Raw genomic sequence first — 16,489 nt, 5'->3', positions numbered from 1 at the left:
TTGGTCGAGTTCTCAAGCCTTTTTTAAGCATTGTTATGACGTGTGATTCGTTCCTCACGTCTGCGTTGACGCCGCTGCTCACGTTCTGCGTGCCGGTTTTCATTTAGTGTTACAGTGTTAGCCATTGCTTCTGGATATTGTCTTTTAGCGCGTATCCAAACTAATCCGCGTTGAACCAATAATGTGATGCCAAGATACAACAAGATGGTTGCATTACTGCCGTGCCAAGACAGGCTGGCTAAAGAATGGATGAATAAACCAACTATCCATAAGACAATTGTTTCCCAGTTACCTTGTCTCATGACTGTGCCAGTTTTATCAATCCACAGGCGGTAAGAAAGTGTTCGCAGATAACCAAATAAGACAGCACTGATTAATGATCCTAAGACGAACAGTCCTGCATCTGCTGTAACGATCAAATAGTTATGCGTAATGGCATCGGAAACTGATGCAGCGCCAAACAAAATCAAGAAAAGATAAAACGTTAGATTGAGCTGAATTCGATGAGGTGATAATTGACGTTTGAGTACGGCATATAGTACAAAAAGTGCCAAGACGATATTAGTGAAATCGATGTTTTACATGTTAGGCTCCGATTGGTTTGGTTTAGATGGGAGAATTATGGTGATTACAGATTTCAATCATGTAATTTTGCGTTAAAGGCGCGGACTTCGTGACGGGCCGTAGTCATGGAAGTCAACCAAATGATGAAGTAAACGATGACAAAAATGACGGTGAAAAACGAAAGCCAGAAGAAGTTTAAAGGGAACCAACCACAAAGAATGGCCAGCGGGGTGAAACCAACATAGATAATTAGAAAGTGGACTATTGTTTGTTTAGTAATGCTCCATCGGTCTACTTCAAACGCCAAGCTAGAAATTGCAAATACACATCCGATCAAGGCCCAGAGTAATGCAGATACAGCGGTGGCTGAGGTAGACGAGGAGAAATGGGACATGAAAGTTGGCGCGGAAGGCGCGTAGTCTTTGCTCTGATAAATAAATGCAAAGGCTAGGCTGATTAGGAAACCAGTTGTAATACCAATGGTTATTCCTCTAAGAAGATAGTTGATTAATTTTTTCATGAGAGTAGCTCCTTTCTGATTTCACGCGTGTATCTTCGTGAAGTGTACGTTTGTTGACCGTCGCGTAAAATAATTTGGTACATTCCGGTCGGTGTTAGAGCAAATTCCTTGATCCAGGCTATGCGAATGATTTCACTACTTGAAGTACGAATAAATAAATTATGGGGCAGCGTACTAGCGAGCTCATAAATACGTTGATGTAGTTCGTACTCGCCATCAGGCGTCTGGCAAATAACACGTTTGCCGCTTGTTTGAATGCGGTTAATCTCTAAAACGGAGATCACTTTACGTTTGGTGTCGCGGTAGCCAGTTAGATTTAGCGAATTAGATAATTGTTGAATCTCATCACTTAATTGGACAAGCTGTGGCGTTTTCTCAGCGGCGTGAATGGTGATGAATGGTTCCAAAATTGTTGAAATGATTTCAAAATTTATTTTCACCGTAAGCACTCCCTTCTGTTGAATTAACCATACGCAGAAATTGCGTCACTGTCATGTCTTTACTGACAAACGGTCAGTTTGACAGGATAAATGGTCATTAATTTTATGTTAACCGTTTGGATTTTCAAGCAAAATCAAAGAAAGATTAGCAGCATGTCTGTTAGACTGGACAACAGGAAGGGTGAATAGAATGACTCCACAAAAATTGTTGCGGCACGTTAATCGCATCACCGATTCGGGAAAGAAAAAGCTACTTGTTGTGATTAATCCATTGCGCGTGTATGAGTTTGGTTTAAGCACACAACCATATGTTGAGGACAACATCGAGTGGTTCACTGGGGATATGCGGCGCGTTGTTAAAGTTTTATCAGATCATGATATTCCGTCAGATTTTTTGGAACAGCGTGATGGTAAAATCGACGAACCGCATCAAGTCTACAGTTATCAACTGGATGAAATTAAGCGACGCCAGATGAAGTAAATCAGAAACTGTAGTGCGCGCATGTTTTTAGAAAATCGATAAATGTAAAACGCAGAATTCCGATTTATTTCAAAATCAGAATTCCGCGTTTTCTTTTTAGCGACTTGTTGTAAATTAAAAAAGTGTAGTAATTTCAATAGTCAAGGAGGACCTAAGCTGGTACGCCTTAACTGAAGGAAGTGCGTTAAGATGCAAGTGATATTTGACAAGGCGGGTTGCAAGTCTTTTTTCAAGAAGTTCAGAAGCCAGCAGCATCAGATGCAAACAGAAATTTTAGAAGCTGTTGATGAACAGATCAACAGCGGTATGAGCAAAACAAAAATTGCCGCTCATGAGCGAATTAACGGGCGTTCCATTCATGAGTTTCGTTTAAATTTGGGCACGATTGGTTCGGCCCGGGTGGCCTTTTATGTTAACAACCAATTAGCAACGGTGCTATTCGTATCGACCGACTTACAAAAACGAACATTCACTGACGAATTGGAACGATTTTTGAAGGAGCGAGGATGATGCGTTTAATTCCAGTTAAACAGGCTGAAAACATCCTGAAACAAGTGTGCAAACCTGGTAAAAGTGTCGCAATTGTGTTGTTAACGCGTAAAAAAGATCGCTCATTAAAGATTGAACGGTCGGAACACATACTGACTGTGACCGAGCAGGGATACCGAAATGAAACGAAACGCGTCTCACTTGATAATCATGAAGGTAAGGTGATATTGCGACAGGCTTTTAAACGTGAGTTCCCTAGAAGTCATGAGGTGTATATCAGTCGTCAGTAACGGGATTTTTTGTCTGGTAATAGACGTAAACAACACTGGGATAGGCGCAATAACATTCGCTATGCAACTATAGTCATCGGCTGCATAGCGAATGTTGCAATTCTGAAACTATTACATTGATTGAATTTTGAAAACAATAAATGATTGCAAACGAATCCTCAACAACTCGGTTTTTGGCCGAGATGCTGAGGATTTTTTTCGAAATCGGAAAATGAATTATTTATATTTAACGTAAAAAGGATATACTAGTATAGCATATATAAAGTGCATTTTATTCTGTTATAAAATGCGAATGTAGTGCTCATTATGTGAAGGTCTCCTAAAAATTGCATTTTTGATTTGAAGGTGATTTTCGATAAATATTTTTTACGAAAAAGGGGGGATGGACAATGAAGTATTGTCCAAATTGTGGAGCTGAAATAGCTCCTGATGATAAATTTTGTACCAAGTGTGGTTTCGTTTTGCCAGTTGAGGGGCAAACGAGTGGGGCTGCTAAACAAGTGCGACCTGTACAACCAAGCCAACCCCAAGCCGCACCTACATCTACGCCAGCACAACCTAACCAAACTGTTACGGCCGTTCAAGGCTATGCAACGAATTATTTTCAATGGTTATGGGATGCATTGAAAAAACCATTTAATAATGATGAGAGCGCGGGACAATATTTTGGATTAATCAATTTTGCAATTATTATTTTGCTTAACGCGTTTTCATTCAACACCGTTATTCAGCGGGTTGAACAAATGGGTTCTTCAATGCTTGGAGCCTTTGGTGCCAGCACTCAAAGCGGTGCCAAGTCGTCATTCTGGATGCAATTTATCTTTGTCGGTTTGGTAATCTATGCCATTTTTGTTGGCGTTAGCTACTGTTTTAGCCACTATGCTACGCACAATCTTGATCAAACGTTCTTAGCTTACACGAATAGACTTGCTCACTACACAAGTAGCATTTTAGTTTTGGCTGTTGTTCAATTTCTTGATTCGTTTGCTGTTAATTCAACGAATGGCGTGGGCTTTTACACCATTCTAGTCGTCTTACAACTCTTCATCTTGCTGAGTGGCTGCCTATTGTCTGTTGCACCACAACAGGGTGTAACAGGTAGTTTCGATTCCGCTTACACAGCGATATTAACGACAGTTGTCATTAATGTACTTCTTTTCATCGTTGCCGATATTGCCGCGCAGTCTGCTTTATCAAGTTTGATGTCGCTGCTTAAACAGTTCTAGTGGGGTATAGATAAATGGATGATAAGGTCTTTTGTTCAAACTGTGGCAAACAGATTTCGCGGACGACTAAGTTTTGCCCATATTGTGGGGCGGCTAATCGTGAATATGCTAGTTCAGCAAATAGCGTAGCGGCTGCTCCGAGCAACAATGGGACAGACGTTCAGCAAGCAACGATGAGTCAAGGATTGGCAACACAACAACAGGCTACTAAACAAACCAGAAAACCCCGCCGACATGGGAAACTTACTAGTGGAAAGCTAGTCGCGTTGATTGTTGGTCTAATCGTGCTTATTGGGGCAGGCGTTTTCGGCGCTAAACAATATTATGGAAATCGCTATGACATTTACTCAATGCCACATGACTATGATGCCGCGCCAGAGAGTTATACGCTTAAGTTTATTCCTAAGACATATATTCAAATTAATGATCATTTCATCAATATGGTGACTGTTGAGGTGCCGTCGGACAATAATAATCAAATATTTTTAGTTTCGAGCCGTATTCCGATTCATAAAAAAGGATCGCAGTTGCAGCTAGATTACAATGACGGGCAATATTTAACGAAACTTTATTGGCCAGAACAATTCGCAAGTATACAAAAAGGATTGCCAAAGAATGATAAGGCTGAAATTAATTTGATTAAGTCGCTCGGAGTGTCCGATAAGTCTGCAGCTGGGGCCACTTTCAAGGGCAAAGTGGAAACAATGGGTTGGTCACAGAATTTCAAAGGTCAAAAGAACTTTAATTCGCGTCAGCAAATTGTTCACTATTTTTATGGGACAAAACATTTACGACTCCTAGATATTCATAAACCTAGTTTTGATTTCGATGCTGCAATTTCAAGCAAGAAAGTTAAAACAATGCCAAACGGCGCGAAGTTTAACCAGGAAGTTAGGCGCATAGAAAACATGCATTATTTGAACTAAATAAAACAAGGAAAGGATCAACTCATGGCTCAATGTAAAAGGCACCCGTAAAATGTAGGAAAACGGCAGGTTAGAACTGTTGGTTTTCCTACATTTTTTGTATCATGAATCACATCAGAGTGTAGGAGGAATTTGATGTGAGACGTGATTTAAGAGAAGGAGTGACGATTTACGTGACTGAAAATATTAAGCCTAACTTCGCCGAGATTGCCCGGCAATATAATGTTGATTATCGAACCGTTAAGAAAGCCTATGAGGAAGTCAAAGCTGGACTTAAGGGCCGACCAAGTGGTCGACCGAAACGGCCAAGTTTACTGGATCCATTCAAGCAAACCATCGATTCAAAGCTTGAACTAAATTGTTCGGCTGCTTCAATTTTTAAATTTATCCAGAAGAAGGGCTTTACCGGCAGCTATACCCTCGTGAAAGATTATTGTCGCCAAACCCGCCGAGAACGAGTTAAGAAAGCTACCATTCGGATTGAACATTCCCCTGGTCTCTCTGCTCAAGTTGACTGGAAAGAAGAAATGGCCCTAGTGAGCAGCGAGGGTGAGCTGTTTAAATTCAATATTTTCTTGTATGTATTGCCTTATTCAAAACTCAAATATATGACACTAACCTTTGATCGGAGCCAAGATACCCTCTTTTCTTGCTTACACGACGCTTTCCTTCATACCGGAGGTATTCCGACGGAAATCTGGTTTGATAATATGAAAACCGTTGTGGATCATACAAAATCCCAGTTTGGCCACGCTGTCTTTAACGAACGGTTCCACGAATTCTGTAAAGATGCCGGTTTCACACCAATTGCTTGTCGACCATTCAGACCACAAACTAAAGGTGCAGTTGAAGCCCTTGCTCGCACGGTTGAACGTTTACGGCCATACAATACTGAATTTGCTGATGGAACTGAGCTAATCGAACTAGTTCATATGCTCCGAGATGATCTAAATCATGAAACTTCGCAGGCCACGGACGAAGTCCCGTACCTGAAATGGTTAGACGAAGAAAAAGAGTACCTTCATCGCGTTCCAGTTAATCTCCTTGAACCATACTTCGAAGAAAACATTACCCGTGTCGTTTCGAAGGAGGCCATGATCAATTTCCGCAAATGTAAGTACTCAGTAGATCCGCGATACATTGGTTGTACGGTTGCTGTTGAAATCTCCAATGATGAGCAGCGCATTCACATTTATTATAACGGAGAAGAAATTCGTACGCACTCCATAACTACCAATTCGCTGAATTATGACCCCCAAGATCAGTTCAATATCCTCAAATCTGATTTGCTTAAAGGGCGGACAGATGAAGACATTTCAGCTTACATTCGTGAACATATGACTGATTACGACAACTTATAGGAGGCTACCATGACCACTAATAATCAAATTCTTTTAAATAATCTTGAGCGCTTAGGGTTAAACAAAATCCGTGAATACTTGCCGAATTACCTTGATCAAATTCACACTGATAATCTGTCATTAACTGAGGCGCTAATTGATTTAACTAATTCGGAACTCCAGAATCGACACGAAGGTCAGATTGCACGGGCCATTGGCCGTGCTCGGTTCCCCAATACAAAATCCCTAGATACATTTGATTTTAGCTTTCAACCCAGTATGAATCGCCAAGAGGTTCTGGAATTCCAGAATCTGGCTTTTATGGAAAAGTCTGAAAACTTAATCTTTATTGGCAATCCGGGAGTCGGTAAAACCCACTTGGCAATTAGTATTGGGATTGAGGCCTGTAAACAGGGCTGTCGGGTTCTCTTTATTAATTGTCATGAGCTGTTGATTAGATTGAGAGCAGCTTACGAAAAAGGACTGCTTGATCGATCTCTAAGCCGCTATTCGCGCTATGACCTATTAATTATTGATGAAATTGGGTATTTGCCAATTGGTCACCAAGAAGCTAACCTCTTATTTCAGCTAGTCAATGCCCGCTATGAAAAGCATTCAACGATCATTACCAGCAATAGTGATCTATCCGCTTGGGTTGATATTTTCCAGAACCCAACTGTGACAGCAGCCATTCTCGATCGCTTGGTTCATCATGTTCACGTAGTGAAGATCACTGGTAAATCTTACCGATTACGTGGCCTCAAGTAACTGCCGAAAACCTACATTTCTTTCTGCCGAAAACCTACATTTTTAAACTGCCCTTGACACTCAACAAGATTCACTACAATTCTGTCCAAATTGTGGTGCAAAATTAAAACCAGGTGCGCTATTCTGTGGTAATTGTGGATTTAACATTGCTAACTATAAAGCGGCAAAAAAGAATGTCGGTAACGAAAGTCAAGCAAGTAAACCAGCAAGTGCGTCGGCTGCTCCCAAGTCTGGTAATCGTTTCAATCAACCAAATCAGCCAGGCAGTCAGAGCAATAGTGTGCTTCACACTGGCACTAGAGAAGCAAGTAAGCCTGTTCAGTCACAAGCTGCCCCTAAACCGTCAGCTGTCAGTTCAGCACCAACGCGAAGAACTAAAAAAACAAAAAAATGGCCGTGGATTACGGCCGCCATTGTGCTTATTATCTTAGCCGGTGGATATATGTTTGGCAAAAACTACTATTCCCAAGATAATCAACTGAAGCGCGCAATGACCTCTGTTAAAAAGAACGATAAGAATTTAGCAAAAAACTTTGCGGTTTCTGATAAACAATTCAAACTGAGTCACAAAAGTTTGCAACCCTTGATCAAGGAATTGAAAAATAAACCCTCGGGGATGAAGCTGTTTGAGTCACAACTCAAAAATAACGGTGTGACCGAAGATGGCGCATATTCATTTGCCCCTTCTGGACGGGCATGGTTATTATTTCCACGATATAAAATCAAGGTTAAAACTTTTTCGGCTAAGTTACGAACCAATCAACCGAATATCAAACTGACGGTCAACAATCAACACGCATACAAAACCACAATGACGAGCGTTTCGCACAGCTTTGGCCCATATATTGCTGGGCAATACGAATTGACGGCTGAGGGAAATGTTCATGGGCACCACATGAAAAATGACGGTAACTATTGGCTTACGCCAAGTAATGCTAGCGACGTTTATCTAGAGTTAAAGACGATTTCCTTCACAGCAAAGGGTTATCCTGGCGCTGAGGTTAGGATCAACAACAAATCATATGGCAACCTGGATAATACAGGCTCCCTGTATCTTCAGGACATTCCGTGGTCTAATGACATGGAATTAACGATGGTTTACAGCGGCGACGGTGGGAAGGCTACGTCTAATCAACGCAAAATTCGTGACTCAGACGAAGATGAGGAAGTATCTGTCAGCTTCCCAGGAGTGATGTCTCATGACGATGCTCACAATTTAATTTCTGATGTTTTCACAGATATGGACTTACTGTCAGCTAGTGGTGATGTTCCTTCTGATCTTGCTTCTCTGTTTGACGATGGCACGTCGAGCCAACAGTATAAAGATATTGTTAGCATGGCTAAGAACTACAATAATGACAAAAAGATCAGTAGTGTAAACTTCACCGTCCAAGACTTCCACGTAGTGCCTAATAAGAACGCTGAAACAAAGGCCACTTATAACGTGAAATATAAGTTTTATGGTGACAGTGGGGCCTCACATACGCAGGTTTTCCAGTACGTGGCTATCCTTGATGGTACTGGCAGCGCTGGCAAGATTAGGAGCATCCATGCTACCAAGAAAATTAGTGATACGTCGACACCGGGGGATGATGATTCGGATTCTAACAGTGATTCAGACTCCAGCAATGACGATGATTCCAGTTCAGACGCTTCGGATAGCGACTCAGATTCGACTGATAATTCTGACGATAGTAATTCAGATACGGATTCAACTGATGATGAGTCATATCAAACGAACCAGAGGTATGTTAGTCAAAATTTAAGTTATTAATTTGACCAAACTAAATTTCCCGATCGATGAGTCCCTCGGCATATTTCAATAAAGCGTGTAATCCCTTTTTGAGGGATTACACGCTTTATTTATTTTTTTTCATAGTTTAGTGCAATTGTGTTTTGGAAAAAGGTAAACGTGAGTCATTTGTTCTGTTTTAAGAATGGATCTTGTCCATCATGGAAATGTCGGTAAACAACATCGTAAATACTAACAATGACCGCTAAAATTAGGACGACAGCAGACGTATGATGGGTTAACCATGAACCAGTCGAGACTATGAGGATGATAGGAACTAATGTCCAGATCCATTTAGTAAACAACTTGTAAGTGGCCCAACAAAAAATAATGGCGAGTAATAGTAACATCTTGTTTCAACTCCTTAAGTACCCTTTAAAAGAATCCAAAATTTGAATCATTGAAAGAACGCAATGGATCACTTGCGACAACAGATGGTTCACTGATGTGTAAAATATGTAAAAACTAGCATGAATTAGCAGGCGGTTTAGGTATTCTAAGTACATGGACGTTCAGCCAGCTTATTACTTGCTGTCGTTCAAGCTGGCAGGTATTACGTATCCTCATCATCACCAATCAGTGACTAACAAGGGATGAGGAGCATGCAATATCACTTAGGAAAGATTGGGTAATGATACAGCTTGCTGTGTCGTTATATATCGTAGCTAGGTCGGTAAAAACACTGGCTCAAGCGTTTGCGATAATAAAAAAAGCTGACTACATAAAGTAGACAGCTTACCCAACAATACTTGACCAGCGAGCGAGGAGTCTCCGCTAAAATTCTCCTCGCTTTCCAATGGCATTATTATAGCAATTTTACTAGATTTGGCAAACGTAAGCTGTTGCGGCATTTCGAGAAACTTAAAACTAGGGTTTTCAAAATTTTGTTCGAGGTTTGCTCATTAATGAGTAGGCCTTTATTTATGAAAATAGAAAAAACCACCAATCACGGGCTGAGCCAGCGTGATTGGTGGTTAATTGTTTTGATGGATCGCCAGGGGAACAGACCTAACGATATGATAAATGCCGTAACAGCAGTTGTTACACGTGTTTCACATGGAACTTTATTGTGCTTGGCTACCCTTTAGGTATTCTGCCAACTGGTTAGCTGCATGCCATTCTTGCTCAGCAGTCGTATGAATATAAGTGTTGAGTACCGTTTGAATATCAGCATCCTCCATACGGTTCTGAATCTCTTTAATGGGGATGCCAGCAGCAAACATAGCTGACACGCTTGTGTGGCGTAGACCGTGGACACTGATGTAACGTAGTCCATTATCCTTAATGATCTTAGCCAGCCATTTGTGTGGCGTGTCTAGTGACTTGTATTTGCCCTTTGAGTTAGGAAATACCAGTTGATGCTTATCTACGCTAGATACGTTAGCAATTGTTAACAAATACCGTTGCTGAGCTAACCGCCATTGTCGAAAATAGTATACGGTGCTGGTGTCTAGGGGTTTGGTTCGCATCCCTTTAGCAGTCTTAGTAGCATTCACTACTGTATGACCGCCAACACCCTGTGAGAGTGTCTTACTAATGGTCATGGTGGATTTACTGAAGTCAATGTCTGACCACTCCAGCGCTAGTATTTCGCTTCTACGGGCAGCCGTGTAAGCATACGTCCAGAAGAGGGCAAACTTTTCAGGTTCAGTGTGTGAATCAAGACATTTAAAAAAATGAGCAAGTTTATCACGACTCCAAAAGTTTTCACGTTGTTGCCCTGGTGTAGCCTCATGCTTTGGCAAAGTAACTAATGCTGCTGGGTTGCGGTCAATGTAACCACGTTTCATAGCGAACTGAAACATCTGTGAAGTGAAGTAGTACCACCGTCGATAGCCAGCAGTTGTAGCCTTGAACCATTCATTCACTGCCCGTTGTACTTGGGCAATCGTAATAGTACGGATGCGAAACTGACCAAAAGCGGGTAGGATGTGGTTATCAAACATTTTGTTAGTTTTCGCCCAAGTGCTTTCACGGACAGTATTTTGATAAACTGGAAACCATTCGTTAAACACTTGAGCAAATAGAATATTGTTTTCTTTAGGAACGTCGCCATTATCCTCTGTTTGAACCTGTAAGCGAGATAGAGCAATGGCGGCTTCTTTTTTTGTCTTGAAACCACGGCGGCGAGTACGTTTCTTTTTACCAGTTTGATGGTTAACCCCTAGATAGATTTGAAAGCCGTACAGTGTATTCCCATCTTTGTCTTGGTATGAATTAATCTGTGTCATTTTATTTCTCCCAACGGCCTGTGCGGGGCGTTGTTAGGAAAATACAAGGGTAGTTGTAAATATCCTTGTGAGGGGGTCGCGTTTTGCGACGGCATTAGTTATAGACCTCACTCCTTTCATTGCACACACTCAGAACTGGTAATGTGCTACTTAGTCTGCTTTAAGAACGGATCTTGTCCGTTGTGGTAGTGCCTGTAAATCAGGTCGTAGATACCAGCAATAATAGCGACTATTAGAACAACTGCAGACGGGTGATGAATAAGCCATGAACCTGCTGAGACTACTAAAACGATTGGTATCAGGATCCAAACCCATTTAGTAAAGAATTTATAAGTAGCCCAGCAAAAAATGATTGTGAGTAACAGTAGCATGGTGCTTTATCTCCTAGAAGTTAAACAGAACAATATCTTTACTGGTCTGTGTCGTCGTCAGTGTCTTGATTGCTGTCAGTTTGGTTAGAGTCATTGTCTTGGTCTGAATCAACTGAGCTCTGGTCGTTGTTTGAGTCGCTCTGATCATCATCGCTTGAGCTACTGTTTGCATCGTTTGACAGTGAGCTTGCCTCTGCTAAGGCCTCTTTACCATTTTGTTCAGCGGCTGCTGTGTTCTTTTTTAGACTAGCCAAATAGGTTTCATCTGGAACGAGTGATTTTAAAAGGTCAGCTTTTGAAAGTGTCTTGTTCGGAAATTGACTATCGACACCCTCACCAGTTGATGGAGCAATAGTAACGGTTGTTGAAGTGGTGGCCACTAAGTAACAAGTTGAATCCACGTGACCTTGGTCTAGCTCCGACCTGCCATTATCGTTCGTGTAAAACTCTAGGTTGTCCATTGGGTAACTGGCCATTTCTTGTGGTGTTTTAGCACCCCATGTCTGCAAATAAGCAAGCATGTACCAGTCATTGTCTGTCAATTGTGCTGCTAGTTGGCTGTTGGTATCGCTGCTACTACTTGAACTAGATGCTGTGCTAGATGAGGACTGTTGACTGCTGGAACCGGACTGTTTCGACTGGTCAGTAGAGGCCTTTTTAGATGTCTTAGACACTTTACTGGACGTGTCTTTATTGCCTCCAGAATGCGCCGAACTATGCCCAGAATTGCTACATGCGGCTAAGCTAAGTGATGCCAACAGGGTAACGGATAATGCAATTGCTTTTTTCATGATAATCTCCTAAATAATTGTTATGTATGAGGATGAGCGACACCACCATGGTTAAAAAATTCTAAAAAATGAAATGAGGAACCGGCGGGTAGTGGTCAACTCCGGTAAAGAGTGTCGTTTTTGAATAGGTGTTGAGGTCATCGATTTGATGGCGCCTTTCTTAGTGCAATCAAGCTAGTTTTTAGTACCCTTGTGCATCCCCTCAGAACTGAGTTTGCTATTGCGGTATTGTGTAGTCAGTTAATGAAAACTTTGAACGAATTACTTCTGTATGGCTAAGCAAATTAGTTTGCGGACTAGCTTGTACATTAGGTTCAAAGAGTATAGGTAAGTCACCTTTGAGTAGCGGAATTTCTTCCAAGAAAAGTTCTTGTTCGCTGTTAATTCCTAAAGGTTCTTCAGTTAGACCATAGACAAAGTGATCGCCTTGCAGTGCCCCACAGTTGGAGCAGGTATTAGCCAAGTAAGTAGAGTTCACCGCTTGAGAATAAGCAGCTTTGATATGGTAATTACTTTCTGCATGTTGAACTAGTTGAGTTGGAATGAATTTCTCTGCTGATGACCAAGGAATAATCATTAAATCGATTCCAAAATCATTTAGTAAATCTAAGCGTTCAGTAACAAATATCATATTGTTATGTTGAATTCCAACTCCTGAGACCATAGTTTTTTCACCGCAGCGCCAACATTCCATTTTGGCACTTACTATTCCGAGAGAATTGGTTATTACAACGTCAGTATTAATCCACTTAGCAAATCGATAATAGTATTTAGGATTGGTGGCATACCAGAACTTCTCGTTGTGGTTCCAACGAGCGAACAATGATTTTACCTCTTCCTTGTCAGCATATGGAACGTTAAGCCTTAAGTACCTTTCATCAGCCAATATGAACGCCTTCTTTTTGTTTGAAAAGTATGTGAGTAACGAATAAACGTTATCATGACAGCCGATAAAGCTGTTTTAAACTACTGCTTTGGACAACAGACTGATCAACGGAATACACCCCGGTTGGGACACTAGTTATTTTTCTCGTTGTTGATAATTTTTTTAACTTGCTTGTCAAAATCAGATTCTATTTTTTGAGTTTTATTAAACTTCTCGTATTCAAGTGATGCCTTTTCTTTGGCTTTACAGTAGATTGTAAAATTAATCCGAACGCTGTTCGGACAAAAAAGATCAGCTTCCTTTAAAATGGTGTTTACAACAAACCCATCTTTTAGGAGCTGATCTTTTGTCTAGTATAACCTATTCCGAACGAATTAAAATCGAAACCTTTTGTGAACTAGGGCTGTCCAATATCCAAATGGGCGTTCGGCTGAACCGATCACCGTCAACAATTTCTTATGAATTATCTCGATGTCAACCTTATCAGGCTGAATTAGCACAAACAGATGCCGAATACAAGCGATCACGATGTGGTCGGAAAACTAAGCTGAGCGATGAGTTAAAGCAAACAATTCTCAACCATTTACATCTAAGCTGGTCACCAGGAATGATTGCTCACGAATTTAAACTAGCGACTAAATCTATTTATAATTGGCTAAATCAGGGGAGAATTGGTTTCTCCTTGAATGATCTACCTGAACATGGCGTACGCCAACGGCGTAACGTTGACCAACGATCCAAATATAATCAATCTTTGGGGCGATCGATTGAACAGCGTCCCATGATGATTAATCAACGTAATCGCATCGGTGATTTTGAACTAGATACCGTCGTTGGCCCTCGTGGGCATAGTAAGGCAGTTTTATTAACTTTAATCGATCGCAAATCACGGTTCCTTTGGGCATATCGGTTAAAGGACCGAACGACAGCGAGTGTTAATGAAGCACTGACTAAGTTCCTAACAACTTTTAATGGACCGGTGCACAGTTTTACTGTGGACCGTGGTACTGAGTTTAGTGGGCTAGTATCATTTGAATCACAATATGGTATTAAGACCTATTACTGTCATGCTTATACGCCAGCTGAACGTGGTAGTAATGAACGCTTTAATCGGAATTTACGTTATTTTTATCCTAAGGGGACTCGTTTTGAGCACATTAGTGCTCAAGATTTAACGACGACGTTACTCCAAATTAACCAGAGACCGCTTAAAATACTTGACTGGAAAACACCGTATCAGGTTATGCTGACCAATTTGTCCAAAAATTCGGATTAAATTTGCAATCTACCTTACCCATTGAAACAGAACCGTTGTCGGGAAGTATTTTATATTCCTGGAATGACAAGAAGCGATCTATGCTATCTGAAAATTCCGTCATAGTAAACGCATTCCGTCGTTCTATTAGTCCCTCAATATAATCAAAATAGCTTGAAACACTACGCTCTAATTGGCGTATCTCATCTTGATTAAGATAGTTTTTGGCAACTTGGGTATCGGACTTTAAGATGCGACCATTAGGAGACTTTTTCCAGGTAGTTAGCCCCATGTTTGGTTTTGTATGGTCAGCGTGAGTAGAGATGATTTCAGCAGCTGTTTGTCCAGTTATAGCGTAGTGAAACTTGTTTTGAACGGTGGCGAAGAACTGCTGAGTTACAGGACTGTCTTTATCATAATCAGTACTAATTTCTTGGAAGATATCAGTAACTTGTTGCCATATTCTACGTTCGCTAGCACGGATTGAACGTACTCGTTCGAGTAATTCGTGAAAGTAATCTTTGTCTAGCAGGTTTGATCCCTGCTTTAAGCGATCATCATCAATGGCGAAGCCTTTAATCATGTATTCTTTTAGTGTTTCCGTAGCCCATTGGCGGAAGCGGGTAGCTTGCCTTGAATTAACGCGATAGCCAACTGAAATTATGGCATCTAAATTATAGTAATTAATCTCTTTTTCCAAATTGCCGAAAACCCCATTGTTTACGACTGTTGCAATTTTTGCAACGCTCGTAGTTTCAGGCAATTCGCCGGTTTCGAAAATGTTTTTTAAATGTCTTGAAATGGTTGATTTATCTACACCAAATAACTCGGCCATGGACTTTTGTGTAGTCCATATTGTTTCGTCACTGATTATTACATCAATGCTGACATTTCCATTGTCTGTTTTGTAAAGTAAAAATTTTGCTTGGTTATCCATGGTTACAACTCCTTTAGATGGATTCTTAAAATAAGTCCTTTCAAACGACCTGTATAGGAGGGTATGTACTTTGTGTGTACTCTCATCCCCGATGGGGCGACTGCTTTCGCAGTACTCTCGTAATACAGTAACAGTTTGTGACGGTATTAATTATGTGCCTCACTTCTTTCAGAGTTTTTTGGACCATATATTGTAATAGCAAGATTCACATTCGATTTGCTGAAAACTGAGCCCCAAAAATCAAGGCTTGAAAATTCAAATACTATTTCAGGATTTTCCATGTCCTTATTTTGGGCGTAATACTTGAACCGATGGCTAGCAATGTCGTAAGAGAAAAAGTTCTTAATAAATGGTTCAGAATGGATAGATTGATCTAAAGACTTCTTAGTCAGCTCGGTTATTTCAGGACGTATGACGCAATCCAAAGTTTCTAAGTCGAAAGTTGACGTTTTTGCAGTGCTATAACCGCTTTCTGTAATAACGGAAATCACGTTACCATCTTCATCAGTAAACGAAGAAAGCGACATAATATTTTGCTGCCTTAATTTAAATAAGCCTTCTGAAGATAGCCCTTTATCTGGGGTAACTCCTTTTAGAACGTTTAACTGTTCCGGCCAATTTTCGTAAATTATTTTGAGCTCGTTAGAATTCGTATAGTTGCCTTGTCCATGTGCACCAATAGCTATGAAATATATATTATCACCAGAAAGTTTTGCGTGAATCGTGTGCGAGGTTCTACTTGAAAAAGACTTTCCAGGAGTTATTTGACCCATGTGCAGGTGCATAATCCCTAGCGCTAGAAATAAATCATCTGGTCTTAGCTTACTGGCGTTGGTAGATAAATATGGAGAAATGCCACTTCCAGATATTAGATTGGACTTTATTCTTTGATAATTTGCTGCCTCATTCGGACTTAGTGTAGGCAGTTGTTTCAGTATATCTTTAGATTCATGAACTGTTACAGAATGTAAAACGCATTCGCGAATGTAAGTGAGGTAATTGATTACCAGACTATCGTCATCAAGTCTTCTAATAAATTTATCTTTTTTTGTGTCGCGAAGTTGTTTCACAATTGATTGCTTCCACTGACCAAAATAATTTGGTTCCATGAGTGCCTCCGTAAAAACGAGCCGTTTTGAGTGGTTGGGGGGTGTCTTTTATAGGTATCTCCATTGTTGGTAT

The 16,489-nt window shown here is 40.7% G+C and carries 17 protein-coding genes and 4 pseudogenes; 12 read left to right on the top strand and 9 right to left on the bottom strand.

Annotated features, from left to right (window positions below; all coding sequences use genetic code 11):
• Positions 1 to 23: 23 nt before the first annotated feature.
• From ABUE36_RS14055 to ABUE36_RS14045, 3 genes are all read right to left on the bottom strand, one after another.
• Positions 24 to 554 carry a hypothetical protein gene (locus ABUE36_RS14055; protein ID WP_421016962.1) on the bottom strand — a complete coding sequence of 177 codons (531 nt, stop codon included), beginning with the start codon at positions 552 to 554 and terminating at the stop codon, positions 24 to 26.
• An 83-nt stretch (positions 555 to 637) separates the two neighbouring features.
• Positions 638 to 1,084, bottom strand: coding sequence for a DUF3021 domain-containing protein (locus ABUE36_RS14050; protein ID WP_161002058.1), 447 nt, complete (start codon positions 1,082 to 1,084; stop codon positions 638 to 640).
• Entirely contained in the window at positions 1,081 to 1,524 is a 444-nt protein-coding gene (locus tag ABUE36_RS14045; RefSeq protein WP_161002059.1) for a LytTR family DNA-binding domain-containing protein, read from the bottom strand. The genes ABUE36_RS14050 and ABUE36_RS14045 overlap by 4 nt, the downstream gene beginning before the upstream one ends.
• Positions 1,525 to 1,714: 190 nt before the next feature.
• Here ABUE36_RS14045 and ABUE36_RS14040 point away from each other — a divergent pair, with 190 nt between their 5' ends.
• From ABUE36_RS14040 to ABUE36_RS13990, 11 genes and pseudogenes are all read left to right on the top strand, one after another.
• Positions 1,715 to 2,005: a hypothetical protein gene (locus ABUE36_RS14040; RefSeq protein ID WP_161002713.1), complete on the top strand. Its 291-nt coding sequence runs from the start codon at positions 1,715 to 1,717 to the stop codon at positions 2,003 to 2,005.
• A 189-nt stretch (positions 2,006 to 2,194) separates the two neighbouring features.
• Positions 2,195 to 2,515, top strand: coding sequence for a hypothetical protein (locus ABUE36_RS14035; protein ID WP_421016961.1), 321 nt, complete (start codon positions 2,195 to 2,197; stop codon positions 2,513 to 2,515).
• Positions 2,512 to 2,784 carry a hypothetical protein gene (locus tag ABUE36_RS14030; protein ID WP_238331084.1) on the top strand — a complete coding sequence of 91 codons (273 nt, stop codon included), beginning with the start codon at positions 2,512 to 2,514 and terminating at the stop codon, positions 2,782 to 2,784. The genes ABUE36_RS14035 and ABUE36_RS14030 overlap by 4 nt, the downstream gene beginning before the upstream one ends.
• Positions 2,785 to 3,173: 389 nt before the next feature.
• Positions 3,174 to 3,239: pseudogene (locus ABUE36_RS14025) on the top strand (zinc-ribbon domain-containing protein); the annotation flags it as partial.
• A 45-nt stretch (positions 3,240 to 3,284) separates the two neighbouring features.
• On the top strand, positions 3,285 to 4,010 hold the full coding sequence (locus ABUE36_RS14020; RefSeq protein ID WP_421017496.1) for a hypothetical protein: 726 nt from the start codon (positions 3,285 to 3,287) through the stop codon (positions 4,008 to 4,010).
• Positions 4,011 to 4,024: 14 nt separating this feature from the next.
• Positions 4,025 to 4,099 (top strand): annotated as a pseudogene (locus ABUE36_RS14015) (zinc-ribbon domain-containing protein); the annotation flags it as partial.
• 96 nt (positions 4,100 to 4,195) lie between these two features.
• A complete protein-coding gene (locus tag ABUE36_RS14010) occupies positions 4,196 to 4,936 on the top strand; it encodes a hypothetical protein (RefSeq protein WP_421017495.1) in 741 nt (246 codons plus the stop codon).
• Positions 4,937 to 5,073: 137 nt separating this feature from the next.
• Complete coding sequence (gene istA / locus ABUE36_RS14005; RefSeq protein ID WP_003555353.1) at positions 5,074 to 6,297, top strand: IS21 family transposase; 1,224 nt, start codon at positions 5,074 to 5,076, stop codon at positions 6,295 to 6,297.
• Between the two features lie 9 nt (positions 6,298 to 6,306).
• A complete protein-coding gene (istB, locus tag ABUE36_RS14000) occupies positions 6,307 to 7,044 on the top strand; it encodes an IS21-like element helper ATPase IstB (RefSeq protein ID WP_014386885.1) in 738 nt (245 codons plus the stop codon).
• Positions 7,045 to 7,126: 82 nt separating this feature from the next.
• Positions 7,127 to 7,183: pseudogene (locus ABUE36_RS13995) on the top strand (zinc-ribbon domain-containing protein); the annotation flags it as partial.
• 276 nt (positions 7,184 to 7,459) lie between these two features.
• Positions 7,460 to 8,818: a TcaA 3rd/4th domain-containing protein gene (locus ABUE36_RS13990; protein WP_421016960.1), complete on the top strand. Its 1,359-nt coding sequence runs from the start codon at positions 7,460 to 7,462 to the stop codon at positions 8,816 to 8,818.
• Between the two features lie 1,082 nt (positions 8,819 to 9,900).
• Here ABUE36_RS13990 and ABUE36_RS13985 read toward each other — a convergent pair.
• From ABUE36_RS13985 to ABUE36_RS13970, 4 genes and pseudogenes are all read right to left on the bottom strand, one after another.
• Positions 9,901 to 11,067: a tyrosine-type recombinase/integrase gene (locus ABUE36_RS13985; RefSeq protein ID WP_421016959.1), complete on the bottom strand. Its 1,167-nt coding sequence runs from the start codon at positions 11,065 to 11,067 to the stop codon at positions 9,901 to 9,903.
• A gap of 409 nt (positions 11,068 to 11,476) precedes the next feature.
• Entirely contained in the window at positions 11,477 to 12,229 is a 753-nt protein-coding gene (locus ABUE36_RS13980) for a hypothetical protein (RefSeq protein WP_421016958.1), read from the bottom strand.
• 217 nt (positions 12,230 to 12,446) lie between these two features.
• The gene (locus ABUE36_RS13975; protein WP_161002547.1) at positions 12,447 to 13,115 is read right to left on the bottom strand and encodes a DUF5710 domain-containing protein; all 669 of its coding nucleotides are present in this window, start codon (positions 13,113 to 13,115) and stop codon (positions 12,447 to 12,449) included.
• A 131-nt stretch (positions 13,116 to 13,246) separates the two neighbouring features.
• Positions 13,247 to 13,360: pseudogene (locus ABUE36_RS13970) on the bottom strand (cell filamentation protein Fic); the annotation flags it as partial.
• 101 nt (positions 13,361 to 13,461) lie between these two features.
• Here ABUE36_RS13970 and ABUE36_RS13965 point away from each other — a divergent pair.
• Positions 13,462 to 14,391, top strand: coding sequence for an IS30-like element ISLpl1 family transposase (locus tag ABUE36_RS13965; protein ID WP_096109805.1), 930 nt, complete (start codon positions 13,462 to 13,464; stop codon positions 14,389 to 14,391).
• Here ABUE36_RS13965 and rhuM read toward each other — a convergent pair.
• Both rhuM and ABUE36_RS13955 read right to left on the bottom strand, forming a co-directional pair.
• On the bottom strand, positions 14,357 to 15,307 hold the full coding sequence (gene rhuM / locus ABUE36_RS13960) for a RhuM family protein (RefSeq protein WP_421016957.1): 951 nt from the start codon (positions 15,305 to 15,307) through the stop codon (positions 14,357 to 14,359). The two genes, ABUE36_RS13965 and rhuM, sit on opposite strands and share 35 nt — an antisense overlap.
• A 146-nt stretch (positions 15,308 to 15,453) precedes the next feature.
• Positions 15,454 to 16,416, bottom strand: coding sequence for a hypothetical protein (locus tag ABUE36_RS13955; RefSeq protein ID WP_421016956.1), 963 nt, complete (start codon positions 16,414 to 16,416; stop codon positions 15,454 to 15,456).
• Positions 16,417 to 16,489: the final 73 nt, after the last annotated feature.

Source organism: Furfurilactobacillus cerevisiae (assembly GCF_048961765.1).
Classification (GTDB): Bacteria; Bacillota; Bacilli; order Lactobacillales; family Lactobacillaceae; genus Furfurilactobacillus; species Furfurilactobacillus milii_A.
The sequence above is the reverse complement of the archived record's forward strand: the minus strand, read 5'-3'. Positions and strand labels throughout refer to the sequence as shown.

What these genes read in the sequence shown, in the direction of transcription:
- ABUE36_RS14050 (WP_161002058.1), bottom strand. Translation starts at nt 1,084, where the DNA reads ATGAAAAAATTAATCAACTATCTTCTTAGAGGAATAACCATTGGTATT.
- rhuM (WP_421016957.1), bottom strand. Translation starts at nt 15,307, where the DNA reads ATGGATAACCAAGCAAAATTTTTACTTTACAAAACAGACAATGGAAAT.
- ABUE36_RS13980 (WP_421016958.1), bottom strand. Translation starts at nt 12,229, where the DNA reads ATGAAAAAAGCAATTGCATTATCCGTTACCCTGTTGGCATCACTTAGC.
- ABUE36_RS13985 (WP_421016959.1), bottom strand. Translation starts at nt 11,067, where the DNA reads ATGACACAGATTAATTCATACCAAGACAAAGATGGGAATACACTGTAC.
- ABUE36_RS14035 (WP_421016961.1), top strand. Translation starts at nt 2,195, where the DNA reads ATGCAAGTGATATTTGACAAGGCGGGTTGCAAGTCTTTTTTCAAGAAG.
- ABUE36_RS14030 (WP_238331084.1), top strand. Translation starts at nt 2,512, where the DNA reads ATGATGCGTTTAATTCCAGTTAAACAGGCTGAAAACATCCTGAAACAA.
- istB (WP_014386885.1), top strand. Translation starts at nt 6,307, where the DNA reads ATGACCACTAATAATCAAATTCTTTTAAATAATCTTGAGCGCTTAGGG.
- ABUE36_RS14040 (WP_161002713.1), top strand. Translation starts at nt 1,715, where the DNA reads ATGACTCCACAAAAATTGTTGCGGCACGTTAATCGCATCACCGATTCG.
- ABUE36_RS13955 (WP_421016956.1), bottom strand. Translation starts at nt 16,416, where the DNA reads ATGGAACCAAATTATTTTGGTCAGTGGAAGCAATCAATTGTGAAACAA.